The following is a 14,396-nucleotide window of genomic DNA, read 5'->3' on the forward strand; positions in this document are numbered from 1 at the left end:
TGAGAATGATGATTGGAATCGGAATCCCGAGCAACCAGAGCAAGATACCACGTCCCATGAAGACCTCCTGTGAGAAATTGTGATCGATGTTGTCACAATGTCTTGGAAGGGCTTCTGTTCCCGCCGATGCTCAATGATTTTGTTGTGCAGGATGAGGCATTGGCGCGGTGAGCCGCGCCAATGCTTCGTATCAGATATCCAGATTGGCGACCGACAGCGCGTTTTCCTGGATGAACTCGCGCCGCGGTTCGACCTCGTCGCCCATCAGCCGCGAGAACAGGCTGTCGGCGTCGGTCGCGTCATTGACCTTGACCTGCAGCAGCGAGCGCACATTCGGGTCGAGCGTGGTTTCCCACAGCTGCTCGGCATTCATTTCGCCGAGGCCCTTGTAGCGCTGCATGGTCAGGCCTTTGCGGCCGGTGGCAAACACGGCGTTGAGCAGCGCCAGCGGTCCCGAGATGGTTTCCGAGACGTCCTTGCGGCGCAGCACCGGCGGCTCGCCATAGACCTCGGTGAGGCGCGGCGCATAGCGGTCGAGCTGGCGCGCATCCGCCGAATTGATCAGGCCGAGATCGAGATGCGCGAATTCCTTGACGCTGCGCACCGTGCGTTCGAACACATAGCCGCCGGTTCCCTCATTCGAGGTCGACATGCGGCCGGTCCAGCCGCGCTCGGTGTCCTCGGCGATTATGTCGAGACGCTTGGCGACACGCTCGGCCATGGCGTTGGCGCGTGCGAGATCGGTAAACACATCCGGGTTGAGGCCGCCGGCGATCGCCGCCTGCTCGACCACGCCCCTGTTGTAGCGCGTGTGCAGGCCGTTGATCAGTTGGCGCACCGCCAGCGCGTCGTCGATGGCGCTGCGCAAATCCTGTCCGGTGCGCACTTCGCCCGAACCGAGTGAAAGCGACGCCTCTTCCAGCCCTGAACCGATCAGGAACTCCTCGAAGGCGCTCTCGTCCTTGATGTATTGCGAGCTCTTGCCGCGCGTCACTTTGTAGAGCGGCGGCTGGGCGATGTAGAGATGGCCGCGCTCGATCAGTTCCGGCATCTGCCGGAAGAAGAAGGTGAGCAGCAAGGTGCGGATATGGGCGCCGTCGACGTCGGCGTCGGTCATCAGGATGATCTTGTGGTAGCGCAATTTGTCGGCGTTGAACTCGTCCTTGCCGATCGAGGTGCCGAGCGCGGTGATCAGCGTGCCGATCATCTCGGAGCCGAGCATGCGGTCGAAGCGGGCGCGCTCGACATTGAGGATCTTGCCGCGCAGCGGCAGAATGGCCTGGTTCTGGCGCGAGCGGCCACCCTTGGCCGAGCCGCCGGCCGAGTCACCCTCGACGATGAAGATCTCGGACTTCGCCGGGTCGCGTTCCTGGCAGTCGGCCAGCTTGCCGGGCAGCGAGGTGACGCCGAGCGAGCTCTTGCGGGTGATGTCGCGCGCCTTGCGCGCGGCTTCGCGCGCCGCGGCCGCCTGGATAACCTTGTCGATGACCACCTTGCCTTCGCTGGGGTGCTCCTCAAGCCAGGTGCCGAGCGCCTCGTTGACCAGACCTTCCACCACCGGGCGAACCTCGGACGAAACCAGCTTGTCCTTGGTCTGCGAGGAGAATTTCGGATCAGGAACCTTGACCGACAGCACCGCCGTCAGGCCTTCACGACAATCATCGCCGATCAGCGCCACCTTTTCCTTCTTGGTCAAGCCTGAGGACTCGCCATAGCCGGTGATCTGGCGCGTCAGCGCGCCGCGGAAACCAGCCAGATGGGTGCCGCCGTCGCGCTGCGGGATGTTGTTGGTGAAGGCCAAAACATTCTCGTGGTAGCTGTCGTTCCACCACATGGCGACTTCGACGGTGATGCCGTCGCGCTCGGCCTTGATGGCGATCGGCTTGTCGATCAGCGGCTTCTTGACCCGGTCGAGATATTTGACGAACTCTTCCAGACCGCCATCATAGTGCAATTCATGGCGCACGATGTCGGCATGGCGGGCATCGGTCAGAATGATGCGCACGCCGGAATTGAGGAAGGCGAGCTCGCGCAGCCGGTGTTCCAGCGTGCCGAAGTCGAACTCGACCATGGTGAAGGTTTCGGACGACGGGAAGAACGTGATCGCGCTCCCGCTGCGGCCCTCATAAGTCCCTGGCTGCTTGTCCTGCTCGTAGCTGCCTGTCGCCTTCAGCGGTGCATCGGCATTGCCGTGGGTGAAGCTCATCTCGAAGATCTGGCCGTTGCGGCGGATCTTCAGCTTCAGCCAGGCCGACAGCGCGTTGACCACCGACACGCCGACGCCGTGCAGGCCGCCCGACACCTTGTAGGAGTTCTGGTCGAATTTGCCGCCGGCATGCAGCTGCGTCATGATCACTTCGGCCGCCGAAATGCCTTCGCCGGTGTGGATATCCGTCGGAATCCCGCGGCCATTGTCGATAACCGTCACCGAACCATCGGGGTTGAGCGTCACGGTGACCAGGTCGGCATGGCCTGCCAGCGCCTCGTCGATGGCGTTGTCGACCACCTCATAGACCATGTGATGCAGGCCCGAACCGTCGTCGGTGTCGCCGATATACATGCCCGGCCGCTTGCGGACGGCATCCAACCCCTTCAAAACCTTGATGGAATCGGCGCCGTATTCGGCTTCGGCGCCGTTGGTGTTCTCGGTCTGGTCGCTCATGAAAACCTGTTGTCTAGATGCCGCTTGTACAGCGCGAAAAATCGGCCCCGAATCGCGCCCCTGATATTGCCTAGATATAGGCGCGAAAGGCGGTTTTTCCAAGGTTTGCGGGCATTTCCGGCCCGAATCCCGGGCTGGCAGCCGGCTATTTTTTTCGGGCCCCGGATTTGGCGAGAAGGTTGCGCAAGTATTTGATCATAAATTGGTCTCCGGGCAGCAGCCGCCCGGTCCGGTCAAGCTCCAGCGTCAGGTTGAGCGCCTTGGTCAGCGCTGCCTTAGGATCCTTCGCCACATAGGCATAGGCGATGTAGGCGCGTGCCAGATCAGCCTGCCAGATCGCATTGTTCGGATCGGACTGGGCCAATTTCTTGGCGATAGCCAGGCTGGCTTCGAAGGCCGTTTTGGAACCCTCAAAGTGACGCTGGTCGGTCTCCAGGTAACCGATCTTCTGCAGGGTGATCGCCAGGTCGCGTTGCCAGTCGGAATTGGCTGGGTCCAGCTTGGCCAGCCGCTCGGCTATGGCAAGACTGTCCTGATAGTTTTGCAATGCGCCCTTGACGTCGCCCTGGGCATCCAGCACGCTCGCAACCTTGTCGAGAGAGACCGACAGGCCGCGCTGCCAGTCGGTGTTGCCGGGATCGGTGGCGGCAAGATCACGCGCTATGTCCAGCGCCTGCTGGTAGGACTCCAGTGCGGGCGGCCAATCCTTCTGATCGCTGTACGCATTGCCGATCTTGGCGTAACTGACCGACAGGTCGCGCTTCAAATCGGTATCGTTGGGATCGCGGCGCACCAGCTCTTCGGCGATCGCCCGGCTCTTGTTGAAGGCCGTGAGCGCGCCGGCGGGGTCGCCGCGCTCGCGCAGCACATCCCCGATCCTGTCGTGGCTGACGGAGACAGCGCGCTGGCGCTTAGCGTCATCGGGTTTGTTCTCGGCCAGCGCCAGCCGAATTCTCAGGCTCTCTTCAAAGGCCGTCTGGGCGCCATCCAGTTGGCCGGCGGTGCGGGCAAGATCGCCGATCTCGTCATAGGTAATGGTCAGGTCGCGCAGCCGATAGGCGCTGTCCGGCTCCGCATCGGCCAGCTGCTGCTTGATGGCCAGGCTTTGTTGGTAGGCCTGGGCAGCGGCGCCCACATCGCCTTGCGTCGCCAGTACATTGCCGATCTTGTCATTGGCCATGGCAAGATCGCCGAGCCAGTCTTTCTTGTCCGGAACGCCTGTGGTCAGGTCCTGCAGCATGTCCCTGGCCGCCTCATAATTTTCCAGGGAGATCGGCAGGTCGCCTTGCGCCATCTTTATGTTGGCGAGCTTGATATGGCTGATGGCGAGATCGCGCTTGACGCTGGGATCGGTTTCCTGACGCGACCGCTGCTCGAGATTGGCCAACAATGCGGCAAAGGCACGGCCGGCGGCGTCGGTATTGCCAACGGTTGTGTAGAGAATACCGAGTTCCTCCAGCGTGCGGCTCTGGCGGTCGGCCTGTTCCAGGCTGAGCGAGGTCTGCCCGGCCTCGCCATAGAGTGCCAGCACGGACTCGTAGTCGCTGATGGCGGTAGCGTAGTCGAGATTGGCGCGTGCTGCGCCACCGGAAAGAAACCGCGTGGCGGCCTCGGAAAGGGTGCGGCTGACGAATTTGGCCTTCAAACTGCTGCGCGAGACATTGTCGATGTCGGCGGCCTTGGCAAGGATCACGCGTGCGCCATCGAAGGCGCCGAGCGACAACTGCTCTTCGGCCTGCCGGCGCAGTTCGCTCACCTTCGGGTCGTCGGCAGCCAGCGTCTTCATATCGTCGCGCACCTTGACGAAGGCATCAGCCGCCTCGCGCAGTTTGGCGTCCAGGCTCTCGCCGGAGAGGTGGCTGGTATCGGTGCTGATCAGCGCGCCATAGAGCGGCGCCAGCGGCATGTCTGCATCGCTGGCAATCTGCTCGACCTGGCCGCGCATCTCCGGCGTCACATCGGCCATAGCGAGCAGCAACCGTTCACGTTCGGGCAATTGCTCCTTGGCCGCCGAGGCAAAGAACAGCTGCGGCAGGCCACTCTCGACATAGGGCAGCTGCTTGCCGCGGCTGAGATCATAGACCTCCTGCTGCACCAGGGTCAGCACTGAGCGGATTTCGAGCCCATCGGTGCCGAGATATTTGGTCAGCGCCGCCGTGAACGGCGAATTCGCGCCGCTGCCGTCGGCGGCCGTCTCGCCGGGCGACGCCGAAAAGGCAAACAGGATGTTTTCCGCCTTGCCGATGCGCCCGAGCCCCGGCTTGACCTTCTCAGTGACATCTTTGGCCAGCGATGTCGCACCGCGCCCTTCGCCACTGGCGCCTGCGAACGGATCGCTGCGGCAGGCGTCGAGCACGATCAGCCCGACCTTTGCCGAGGCGGCGACCGCATCGCGCACCTCTTCCAGCGGCAGGCTGGTCTTCTCCAACGCGTCGAGCGAGGAAGCGTCTGCGTCGACCGGCAGCAGCCGGTTGTCGCCCGACATCTCGACGCCATGGCCGGAGAAATACACCAGCGCCACGTCGGCACCCTTGGCGTCCTCGCGAAAATCGTCGAGCGCGCGGCGCATGCGCCTGAGGTCACGGTTGGTTTCGAGAATGACTTCGAAGCCGAGCTTCTTCAGCGCCGCTTCCATCGCCTCGCCGTCATGGACCGGATTGGCGAGCGGCCGGATCAGCCGGTAGTCGTCATCGGCGATGACCAGCGCAACGCGCCGCTCCGCCACGGCCGTGGCAGTCGCCGACAAGATCAGCAGCAAGGCAAACAGCAAGCGCAAGTCGAACCGCCCCCGGCTCCTTCATTTGCGCGAACATTCCACCTCTTTATGGCATGAGCAAGCCTAGCTTTTGGCCGAAAACCGGCTCTTTCAGGCAGCCCGCATCGGCTTCAGCGCGTCGGTCCAGCGCAACAGCTCGTCCAGCATCGCTTTGGCTCCGCCAACCACCTGTTCGCTGGCGTTGAAAGCCCCGTTCTCGTCGAGCAGTTTTTGGTACATCGGCAGCGCGACTCCTTCGGGGATCGGCATCACCCCGACCGCGGTCAGCAGTGGCTTGAGCGCCTGCGCCGCGCGCAGGCCGCCGGAGACGCCGCCATAGCTGAAAATGGCGGCGGGTTTGTACTTCCACTCGCGCAAGAGATAATCGATCGCGTTGACGATCGCCGGAGCGACGAAATAATTATACTCCGGCGCCACGAAGACAAAGGCGTCGGCGGCGTCGATCGCCTTCGACCATGCCTTCGTGTGGTCCTTCTCGTATTTGCCGAGTTTTGGATGATGCGGCTCGTCCAGCACCGGCAGGTGGAACGCGGCGATGTCGGTCAGCATCGGCTCGAATTTTCCGTGTTCGCGCGCGTAACCCTCCAGCCACTCTGCAAAAACTGGCCCGGCGCGGCCCGGCCGCGTGCTGCCGATGATGATGTTCAACTGGTGCTTCAAGGTGGGCTCCTGGCGGTATCTGTTAGTGACCGCCACCTAAGCCATGCCGCTCGCAGCGACAAGAAGGCACCTCGCGGTAACCGGTCACATCTAGGAGAGCAGGGCCTTGCTGTTCGGTCACATGGACGCCTGCTTTGCGGCTCACTACATTGGGTCATCAGCGGAGCACAGCATGGACAGTCAGCCCGCCCCCTTCGTCCCGCCAGCGCCGAAGCCGCGCACCACGCCGCCTTCGACGCTGGAGATGATCCGTATCGTCTACCGCAACCCGCTCGAACTGTGGGGCGAGCACACCTACAACGAGCCTTGGATTTCGGCCAATGGCGTTGGTGGACATCTGATCGTCGCCAACGATCCCGGCCTGATCCGCCATGTGCTGGTCGACAATGCGAAAAACTACAAGATGGCGGCGGTGCGTCAGAAAATCCTGCGGCCGATCCTGCGCGACGGCCTGCTGACCGCCGAAGGCGAGGTGTGGAAGCGCTCGCGCAAGGCTATGGCGCCGGTGTTCACGCCGCGCCACATTTTTGGCTTCGCCGCGCCGATGCTGAAACGCACGCAGGAGTTCGTCACCCGCTACGAGGGCGGCGCCACCTCGGACATCGCCCATGACATGACGCTGCTCACCTACGACATCCTGGCCGAGACGCTGTTTTCCGGCGAGATCGCAGGCGAGCCGGGCAGTTTCGCCAACGAGATCGACCGCCTGTTCGAGACCATGGGCCGCGTCGATCCGCTCGACCTGTTGCGGGCGCCCGACTGGCTGCCGCGACTGACCCGCATCCGTGGCCGCAAGACCATGGCCTATTTCCGCAAGATCGTCACCGACACCGTCAAGCTGCGCGAGGAGAGGATCAAGCGCGACCCTGATACCGTGCCGCAGGACTTTCTCACGCTTCTGCTCAAGGCTGAAGGGCCGGACGGGCTGACGCGGGCCGAGGTCGAGGACAACATTATCACCTTCATCGGCGCCGGCCACGAAACCACCGCGCGGGCGCTGGGCTGGACGCTCTATTGCCTCGCCGAATCACCGTGGGAGCGCGACAGGGTTGAGCGCGAGATCGATCAGGTGCTGGCGCGCGAGCCCGACCCGACGAAATGGCTCGATGCCATGCCATTCACCCGCGCCGCCTTCGACGAAGCGCTCAGGCTCTATCCGCCGGCGCCGTCGATCAACCGCGAGCCCATCGAACCGGAAACCTGGAACGACCTTTACATACCTAAGCATGCCGCGGTGCTGGTGATGCCGTGGGTCGTCCATCGCCACAGGAAGCTGTGGGACCGGCCTGACGCCTTCATGCCGGAGCGGTTCCATCCGGGAAACCGCGAAAAGATCGACCGTTTCCAGTATCTGCCGTTCGGCGCCGGTCCACGCGTCTGCATCGGCGCCAGCTTTGCCATGCAGGAGGCGATCATCGCGCTGGCCATCATGCTGTCGCGCTTCCGCTTCGACAGCACAGCCGACACCAAGCCGTGGCCCGTACAGAAGCTGACGACGCAGCCGCAGGGCGGCTTGCCGATGCAGGTCACGCCGCGCAAGGCGCGCTGAATTTCAGGTGATGCCGGCCTGTCTCAAAACGCCTTTGGGCAGGTACGCTGAACTAAGCGGCGGGCCGGCGCTGGAACTGGCCGGCGGCGCGAAAACGCCAGAGATAGCTCGGCAGGATCGTTCCGAGCGACTGCGGCTGGATGCCGAGGCCGGTCAGCGTCCTGTTGTCCTTGGTGGCCGCGTCCGACACGATGTTGTGTTCGCGCAGCTGCATCACCTGATCCTTGGTCAGCAGCGGATTGGGCAACAGGCCGAGGATCGACGCCTGGAGGTTCGCCACCCACCACGGCACCGGCACCAGCAGCCGCTTGCGTTCGATCACGGCAAGCAGCTCTTGCATGCACTCCTTGAAAGTCAGCACCTGCGGTCCGCCGAGTTCGTAGATCTGGCCGCCCTTGACCTTGCCTTCGACCGAGCGCGCAACCACCTCGGCGACATCGCCGACATAGACCGGCTGGAACTTCGTCCCGCCGCCGCCGATCAGCGGCAGCACCGGCGAATAACGCGCCATGTTGGCGAAGCGGTTGAAGAAGCCATCCTCCGGCCCAAAATTGATCGACGGCCTCAAGATGACGGCATCCGCGACTGTTTCCAGGACCGCCTTTTCGCCGAGCGCCTTGGTACGCGCGTAGTCAGACTGCGATTTGGCGTCCGCACCCAGCGCCGAGATGTGGGTGAGGCCGGCGCCGACCGAGCGCGCGGCTTCAGCGATAGCGCGGGCGCCGAACTCATGCACGGCGCTGAATTTCTGCCGACCGCCCTCATGCAGGATGGCGACCAGGTTGACGACATGGTCGGCGCCTTGCACGGCGCGGTCGACCGACCAGCGCATGCGCACATTGGCCTGCACCGGCTGGATCTGGCCGACATTGCCGAGCGGCTGCAGATGTCCCGCGAGATCGGGCCGGCGGCAGGCGACCCGGATGCGGTAGCCGCGCTTGGCCAGCGCCCGCACGACATGGCGGCCGACAAAGCCTGACCCACCGAAGACGACGACGAGCTTGGGGGTCTGCAGGATTTCGGTCATGGCTTGCTCCGGCGCTCGAAAGCTTGGCTGAAGCCGTTTCTTAATCCGTTTCGCGCCAAAGGCAAAGAGCGACCTGAGGTCGCCGGCAACTAGGCCTGGAGCATGCCTTCCCGAAGGCCTGCAAAATGCAGAAAACCCCGCCGAAGCGGGGTTTTCCGGGTGACTCCATGCGGTGTCAGGGGCCGACGGACCTGACCTGAGACGGTATCAGGAGGGCGTGAAGCAAGTACGCCCACCCCAACCCTGAACATCCGACATGGTGCCGCCTACTTGCTTGCAGGCCGCGATGAAGTCGGCGCTGCAATTGGCGAATTTGGCGTGGCCGTTCTTGCAATAGTGATCCTCGGTGGCGCCGCCGCTTGGCGCGGCGATGACGCCTGGCGCGGACGGCTTGACTGGTGCGCTCTTCAGCGTTGCGGCCTGGGTGGCGCCCATGAAGGAGCCGAGCAGAAGGACTGCGGTCAGGATGGTGGTCTTGGTGTTGGTCATGATGATTTCCTTTGATTGGGTGGGTTTCCGAGGCGCGAAGGGACGCACCCTTCACGTGAAGCAGGATCTCGATACGAGTTTGTTGTTCCCCTCGGTGATCGGGCGAGCTCACCTCGCCCTGGACAAGGATGGGTCGCCGTGACCCGCAGAAAGGTTCAAGCGCGTTCGCAAAAAATGCACGCCGCCTCGCCGCAAGGCCCGGCTGGTCCCGCCGATCAAGATCAATCAACCGTGGAGGCGACCGGGTTCAGTGCCCTCGGAACTTTTGTCCGGCTGGCGATTTTGGATGTATGCTGTGATTCCGAATGGAGGATATTGCCGATGACGACAAAACGCGTTGCGACCGTCGCTCTCGCTTTCGCAATAGGCAGCAGCGTTTGCGCCGCGGCGTTCGCGGGCGAACGGCATCACCGACAGAAACCTCAACCCGAGCGCTACGTTCCCGCCGATGGCAACATCATCGACATCCTGTTCGGCGGCCCGCGCTACTATGATCAGATGCTGCTCACGACGTCGGCTGGAGCGTGCTCCTACGACAAGGTAGGACCGGATGCGAATGCGTTGAACAAGATCAACGATCACCACTGCGGCAAGTAGGGTCGCGCTGCCGGATCGGCAGGCGCCAGCCAATTATTGGACGAAGAAGTTATTCAGGCGGAATAGCGCTCGGCGAATTCGGAAATGCGCTGGATCACCGCCTTGGGCGCTGTGATGCCTCGCGCTTGTGCCTTCTCCGCCGCTTCGGCCCGCGCGCGACCGGGCACGTGCACGCCATAGCGCCGGCGCAGCCGGTCGAGCTGATCCTTCATACGCTGCTCGAAGTCCGGGTCGAGCAGCTTGGGCTCGACGGCAAGCACGAACAGGCCGGTTCCGGGGCTGTCCGGTCCGCCGCTGAACCATGGCGCATCGAGCGACCAGTTGGCGCCCGACAGGCCGGCTGCCAGCACCTCGACCATCAGCGCGATGTTGGCGCCGCGCTGGCCGCCGAAGGCAAGCATGGCGCCTTTCATGGCGGCGGCGGGATCGGTGGTTGGATTGCCGCTGACATCCAGCGCCCAGCCCTCAGGAATTTTCTTGCCATCCTCGGCCGCCTTGCGGATGTTGACGAAGGCGGTGGCGCTCGACGACTGGTCGATGACCAGCGGCGCCCCGTCGGCGGCGGGAGCGGCAAAGGACATCGGGTTGGTGCAGTAGACCGGCTTGATTGAGCCCGAGCCGGCAAGCACGGCAGGTCCGTTGGTCGCCGCGAAGGACACCATCCCCAGTGCCGCCAGCCGCCCTGTGAAATAGCCGAGCGCGCCGCAAGTATAGGCGTTCTTCTGCGAAAAGATGGCGACGCCGAACAGTTTTGCCGCCTTGGCGAGGTCCTCGATGGTGCGATCGAAGCCAGTATGCGCCAGGCCGCCGCGCGCATCGGAGAGATAGACCGCCAGCGCCGGCCGGGTGATCACCGGGTCGGCATTGCCGTCGATGCGGCCGGCTTCCAGCGCCTCGAGATAGTCGATGAAATGCGACAGTCCGACTGTCGACAGCCCCTCCGCTTCGGCGGCGATGATCGAGGCGGTCAGCGATTGCGCCGCTTCCTCATTGGCGCCGGCGCCGAGCGCCGCCATCCGGCACAGTCCTTTTGCCTGGTCGAGACTGAGTTGCATCATGGCCGTCCTGCGATTGCGATAACTGGTTGGCTGGGTCTAACAGCACATGAGGCGGTGTTTGTGTTGAAAATCGTCCGCAACTGCAAGAAAAACGGCGGACAAGTCCGCCGTTGCAAACTCGGGTTACGAACCCGTCCGACTCTAGCCGATCTTGTTCGGGATCCGCGCCTCGATCCTGCTGAAGGCGAAGACCAGAATGCCGGTGATCGTCATGTAGATCAGCGCCAGCAGCAGCAAGGGTTCATAGGTCAGGTAGGTATCCTGCCGCACCTTGGACGAGACGGCGAAGATGTCGATGACGCTGATCGTCGCCACCAGCGGCGTCGACTTCAGTTGCAGCACGGTTTCGCCGGTCAGCGTCGGCAGCGCCCGGTAGACGGCCTGCGGCAGCCAGATGCGCCGAAAAGTCTTCCAGCGGCTCATGCCGAAGGCGCGGGCCGCTTCCAGCTGGCCTTTCGGCACACCGGCAAAGGCGCCGCGCATCACTTCGCCTTCATAGCCAGCGAACGACAAGGTCAGCGCCAGCACGCCATAGGGCCAGGCTTGTCTGAGATACGGCCACATCCAGGACTCGCGTATCCAGGGATATTGCGGAAACAGCGAGCCCAGCCCGTAGTAGAGCAGCCAGAGCTGTATCAGCAGCGGCGTGCCTCTGATGATGGTGCAGAAGGCCTTGGCCGGTGCAGCGAACCAGAAGGAGCCGGCAGCCTGCGCCAGTCCGAGCGGCACGGCCAGCAGGAAGCCCAGAAAGCAGGTGACAGCCAGGATCCACAGCGCGCGCCAGATGCCGAGCAAGCCCATTTCGTAATATTGCGGTAGCCAGTCCCAGCGCATGAAGAAGGCGGCCGCCAGAACCAGTCCAAGCGCGATCAGGATCAGCACGATGCGGTGCGGTTGCAGCCACAGCGAAGTCCGCGCGGCGACATTGATGATGGCAGCTTCGCCGGCCATCAGCGCGCTTCCTTGAGCGAAGGCATGCCGCGCTTGGATCGGGCCTCGACGCGACCGATGAGGAAGTTCGAGACTAAAGACACCACAAGATAGAGCAGGGCTGCAGCAAAAAAGAAGGTAAAATAGGCCTTGGTCACGCCCGCTGCCTGCCGCGTCGCCAGAGCCAGTTCTTCGAAGCCGACGACGGCCAGGAGAGCGGTGTCCTTGGTGGCGATCAGCCACAGATTGGCGAGCCCCGGTATGGCGAAGGGCAGCATCGCCGGCAGCGTAATGCGCCTCAGCATCAGGCCGGGCGACATGCCGTAGGCACGCGCCGCTTCGATTTGCCCCTGCGGAATGGCAAGGATCGCGCCGCGTATGACCTCGGTCGAATAGGCGCCCTGCACGAAGCCGAGCACGAAGATGCCGGCCGCCAGTCCGCTAATGTCGATGCGCTGGTAGCCCATAGCCGCCAGCATCTGATTGATCAAATCGGTGCCGGCGTAGTAGAGTAGCAGGATCAGCACCAGTTCCGGCACGGCGCGCACGACAGTGGTGTAGACCGCGAGCAGGTCGCGCACCACGGGGCCGCCATAGAGTTTGCCGAAGGCGCCGGCAGTGCCGATCATAAGACCGAGGCAGGTGGCGCCGAGCGCGATCTCGAGCGAATGCAGAAGGCCGAGCAGGAGCTTACCACCCCAGCCGGGTGGCGTGGGGGAGAGAAGCTCGATGATGCCGGCCGCCGAGGCCGAAAGAAATGCGTCGATCAGCGTCGCCCCCGAATGGCTGGCTCAACCGCTGGCGACATCCGCCAGCGGAAAGCTTTCATGGATGACCATACGGCGGGCCGTATGGTCATTCGCTCAAGCGCGGTCAGTTCGACTGCGCGTCGCTGCCATAGATGTCGAAATCGAAATATTTCTTCGAGATCTCTTCATATTTGCCGTTGGCGCGGATGGCCTTGATGCCGGCGTTGATCTTGTCCTTCAGCTCGGTGTCTTCCTTGCGGATGCCGGCGCCGACGCCTGGCCCAAGAACCTCGAGATCCTGCTCGACCATGCCTTTCAGGTCGCAGCACGCCTTGCCCTGGTCGGATTTCAAGAACTCGCCAAGCGCGATCGAGTCGGCCTGCACCGCGTCGAGACGACCAGCGGCGAGATCCTGGTTGGCCTCGTCCTGCGTCTGATACTCCTTGATTTCGGCGGCGCCGGTGAAGTGCTTCTTGGCATAGACGGCATGCACCGTCGACACCTGCACGCCGATGACCTTGCCCTTGAGGTCGTCAGGCGTGGCACCGAACTTCTGGTCCTTCGGGCCGATGATGGCGGTCGGCGTGTTGTAGTATTTGTCGGAGAAGCTGATCGTCTTTTCGCGTTCGGCGGTGATCGACATCGAGGCGGCGATGACGTCGATCTTCTTGGTCGTCAGCGCCGGAATGATGCCGTCCCAGCCGACCGGGGTGATGACGCAGTCGAGCTTCTCTTCGGCGCAGACGGCATCGATGAACTCGATTTCCCAGCCGACCCACTTGCCGGAGGCGTCCGGTGAGGCGAAGGGCGGATAGGGTTCAGCGGCGACGCCGATCTTGACCGGATCGGCCTTGGCCACGCCCATTGCGGCGACGCCGAGCAGCAGCGCTGCGGCAAATGTCTTCAAAACGGTCTTCATTTCGTAAACTCCCAGTTTGTTGTTGGTTCCCCGGTCTTTTCGTCCGCCTCGGCTTAGCCGATGTTGCGGATGAATTGCTTGAGCCTTTCGGATCTCGGGGCGCCGAAGATCTGCTCCGGCGGCCCTTCCTCCTCGACCAGCCCGTTGTAGAGATAGACGACATGCGTCGCGACCTCGCGGGCAAACTTCATTTCGTGCGTGACCAGCACCATGGTGCGGCCTTCGCGCGCCAGGTCGCCGATCACCCTCAGCACCTCGCCGACCAGTTCCGGGTCGAGTGCCGAGGTCGGCTCGTCGAACAGCATGACGCGCGGATTGATGGCGAGCGCTCGGGCGATCGCCGCGCGCTGCTGCTGGCCACCCGAGAGATAGGCCGGATAGACGTCGCGCTTTTCGGCCAGGCCGACGCGCGCAAGCAGTTTTTCGGCTTCCGCGATGGCGATATCGCGCTTGACCCCCAGAACATGCACCGGAACCTCGATGACGTTCTCGATTAGCGTCATATGGCTCCACAGATTGAAGTTCTGGAACACCATGCCGAGCTTGGAGCGGATGCGTTCGATCTGCCTGCGGTCGGCCGGAATGGTGTGGCCGTGGCTGTCTGCCTTCAGCCGGATTTCCTCGCCATTGACGCGGATGATGCCGCTGGTCGGGTTTTCCAGGCAGTTGATGCAGCGCAAAAGCGTCGACTTGCCGGAGCCGCTGCCGCCGATGATGGCGATCACCTCGCCGTCGCGCGCCGACAGCGAAACGCCCTTCAGCACATGCAGTTGGCCGAATTTCTTGTGAAGATTCTCGACATGGATGGCTTCGGCGGCGCCGTCCTGCGCGGTGTGTTTCAGTGCCGATGCAGTACCCTGCGCCATCATCTTGCCGGCGCTCCGCGGAGTGGCCGGACTCGTCGCTGCTCGATTTTTTTACCCATTACCCGTCACTGGACAGAGTTCCCATGCTCAAGATGGGCCGTTCCGCTTGCCTCC

Annotated in this window: 12 protein-coding genes; 2 read left to right on the forward strand and 10 right to left on the reverse strand. The window is 63.2% G+C overall.

The window, feature by feature from the left end; genetic code table 11:
• Positions 1 to 190 precede the first annotated feature (190 nt).
• From gyrB to AC1DVW_RS06750, 3 genes are all read right to left on the reverse strand, one after another.
• The gene (gyrB, locus tag AC1DVW_RS06740) at positions 191 to 2,662 is read right to left on the reverse strand and encodes a DNA topoisomerase (ATP-hydrolyzing) subunit B (RefSeq protein WP_477275799.1); all 2,472 of its coding nucleotides are present in this window, start codon (positions 2,660 to 2,662) and stop codon (positions 191 to 193) included.
• A 145-nt stretch (positions 2,663 to 2,807) separates the two neighbouring features.
• Positions 2,808 to 5,438, reverse strand: coding sequence for a caspase family protein (locus AC1DVW_RS06745; RefSeq protein WP_477322004.1), 2,631 nt, complete (start codon positions 5,436 to 5,438; stop codon positions 2,808 to 2,810).
• 90 nt (positions 5,439 to 5,528) lie between these two features.
• A complete protein-coding gene (locus AC1DVW_RS06750; protein ID WP_477322006.1) occupies positions 5,529 to 6,098 on the reverse strand; it encodes an NADPH-dependent FMN reductase in 570 nt (189 codons plus the stop codon).
• A 172-nt stretch (positions 6,099 to 6,270) separates the two neighbouring features.
• On the opposite strand from AC1DVW_RS06750, the gene AC1DVW_RS06755 reads away from it, so the two are divergent.
• Complete coding sequence (locus tag AC1DVW_RS06755; RefSeq protein WP_477322008.1) at positions 6,271 to 7,647, forward strand: cytochrome P450; 1,377 nt, start codon at positions 6,271 to 6,273, stop codon at positions 7,645 to 7,647.
• 52 nt (positions 7,648 to 7,699) lie between these two features.
• Here AC1DVW_RS06755 and AC1DVW_RS06760 read toward each other — a convergent pair whose 3' ends face one another.
• Both AC1DVW_RS06760 and AC1DVW_RS06765 read right to left on the reverse strand, forming a co-directional pair.
• Positions 7,700 to 8,674: a complex I NDUFA9 subunit family protein gene (locus AC1DVW_RS06760; protein ID WP_477322010.1), complete on the reverse strand. Its 975-nt coding sequence runs from the start codon at positions 8,672 to 8,674 to the stop codon at positions 7,700 to 7,702.
• A gap of 207 nt (positions 8,675 to 8,881) precedes the next feature.
• On the reverse strand, positions 8,882 to 9,163 hold the full coding sequence (locus tag AC1DVW_RS06765; RefSeq protein WP_477241076.1) for a hypothetical protein: 282 nt from the start codon (positions 9,161 to 9,163) through the stop codon (positions 8,882 to 8,884).
• A gap of 138 nt (positions 9,164 to 9,301) precedes the next feature.
• Between AC1DVW_RS06765 and AC1DVW_RS06770 the strand changes: the two genes are divergently transcribed.
• The gene (locus AC1DVW_RS06770; RefSeq protein WP_477322012.1) at positions 9,302 to 9,760 is read left to right on the forward strand and encodes a hypothetical protein; all 459 of its coding nucleotides are present in this window, start codon (positions 9,302 to 9,304) and stop codon (positions 9,758 to 9,760) included.
• 53 nt (positions 9,761 to 9,813) lie between these two features.
• On the opposite strand, the gene AC1DVW_RS06775 is transcribed toward AC1DVW_RS06770, so the two are convergent.
• The 5 genes from AC1DVW_RS06775 to AC1DVW_RS06795 all read right to left on the reverse strand — a co-directional run bounded on the left by AC1DVW_RS06775 (position 9,814) and on the right by AC1DVW_RS06795 (position 14,282).
• Entirely contained in the window at positions 9,814 to 10,815 is a 1,002-nt protein-coding gene (locus tag AC1DVW_RS06775) for an Ldh family oxidoreductase (protein WP_477241858.1), read from the reverse strand.
• A 144-nt stretch (positions 10,816 to 10,959) separates the two neighbouring features.
• On the reverse strand, positions 10,960 to 11,769 hold the full coding sequence (locus AC1DVW_RS06780) for an ABC transporter permease (protein ID WP_477241080.1): 810 nt from the start codon (positions 11,767 to 11,769) through the stop codon (positions 10,960 to 10,962).
• The gene (locus AC1DVW_RS06785) at positions 11,769 to 12,482 is read right to left on the reverse strand and encodes an ABC transporter permease (protein WP_477241860.1); all 714 of its coding nucleotides are present in this window, start codon (positions 12,480 to 12,482) and stop codon (positions 11,769 to 11,771) included. Before AC1DVW_RS06785 ends, AC1DVW_RS06780 begins: the two co-directional genes overlap by 1 nt.
• A 139-nt stretch (positions 12,483 to 12,621) precedes the next feature.
• Positions 12,622 to 13,416, reverse strand: a complete 795-nt coding sequence (locus AC1DVW_RS06790; RefSeq protein ID WP_477241082.1) for a transporter substrate-binding domain-containing protein — start codon at positions 13,414 to 13,416, stop codon at positions 12,622 to 12,624.
• A 53-nt stretch (positions 13,417 to 13,469) separates the two neighbouring features.
• Positions 13,470 to 14,282, reverse strand: coding sequence for an ABC transporter ATP-binding protein (locus AC1DVW_RS06795; RefSeq protein WP_477241862.1), 813 nt, complete (start codon positions 14,280 to 14,282; stop codon positions 13,470 to 13,472).
• Positions 14,283 to 14,396: the final 114 nt, after the last annotated feature.

This window comes from Mesorhizobium sp. P3_B5 (assembly GCF_056402815.1).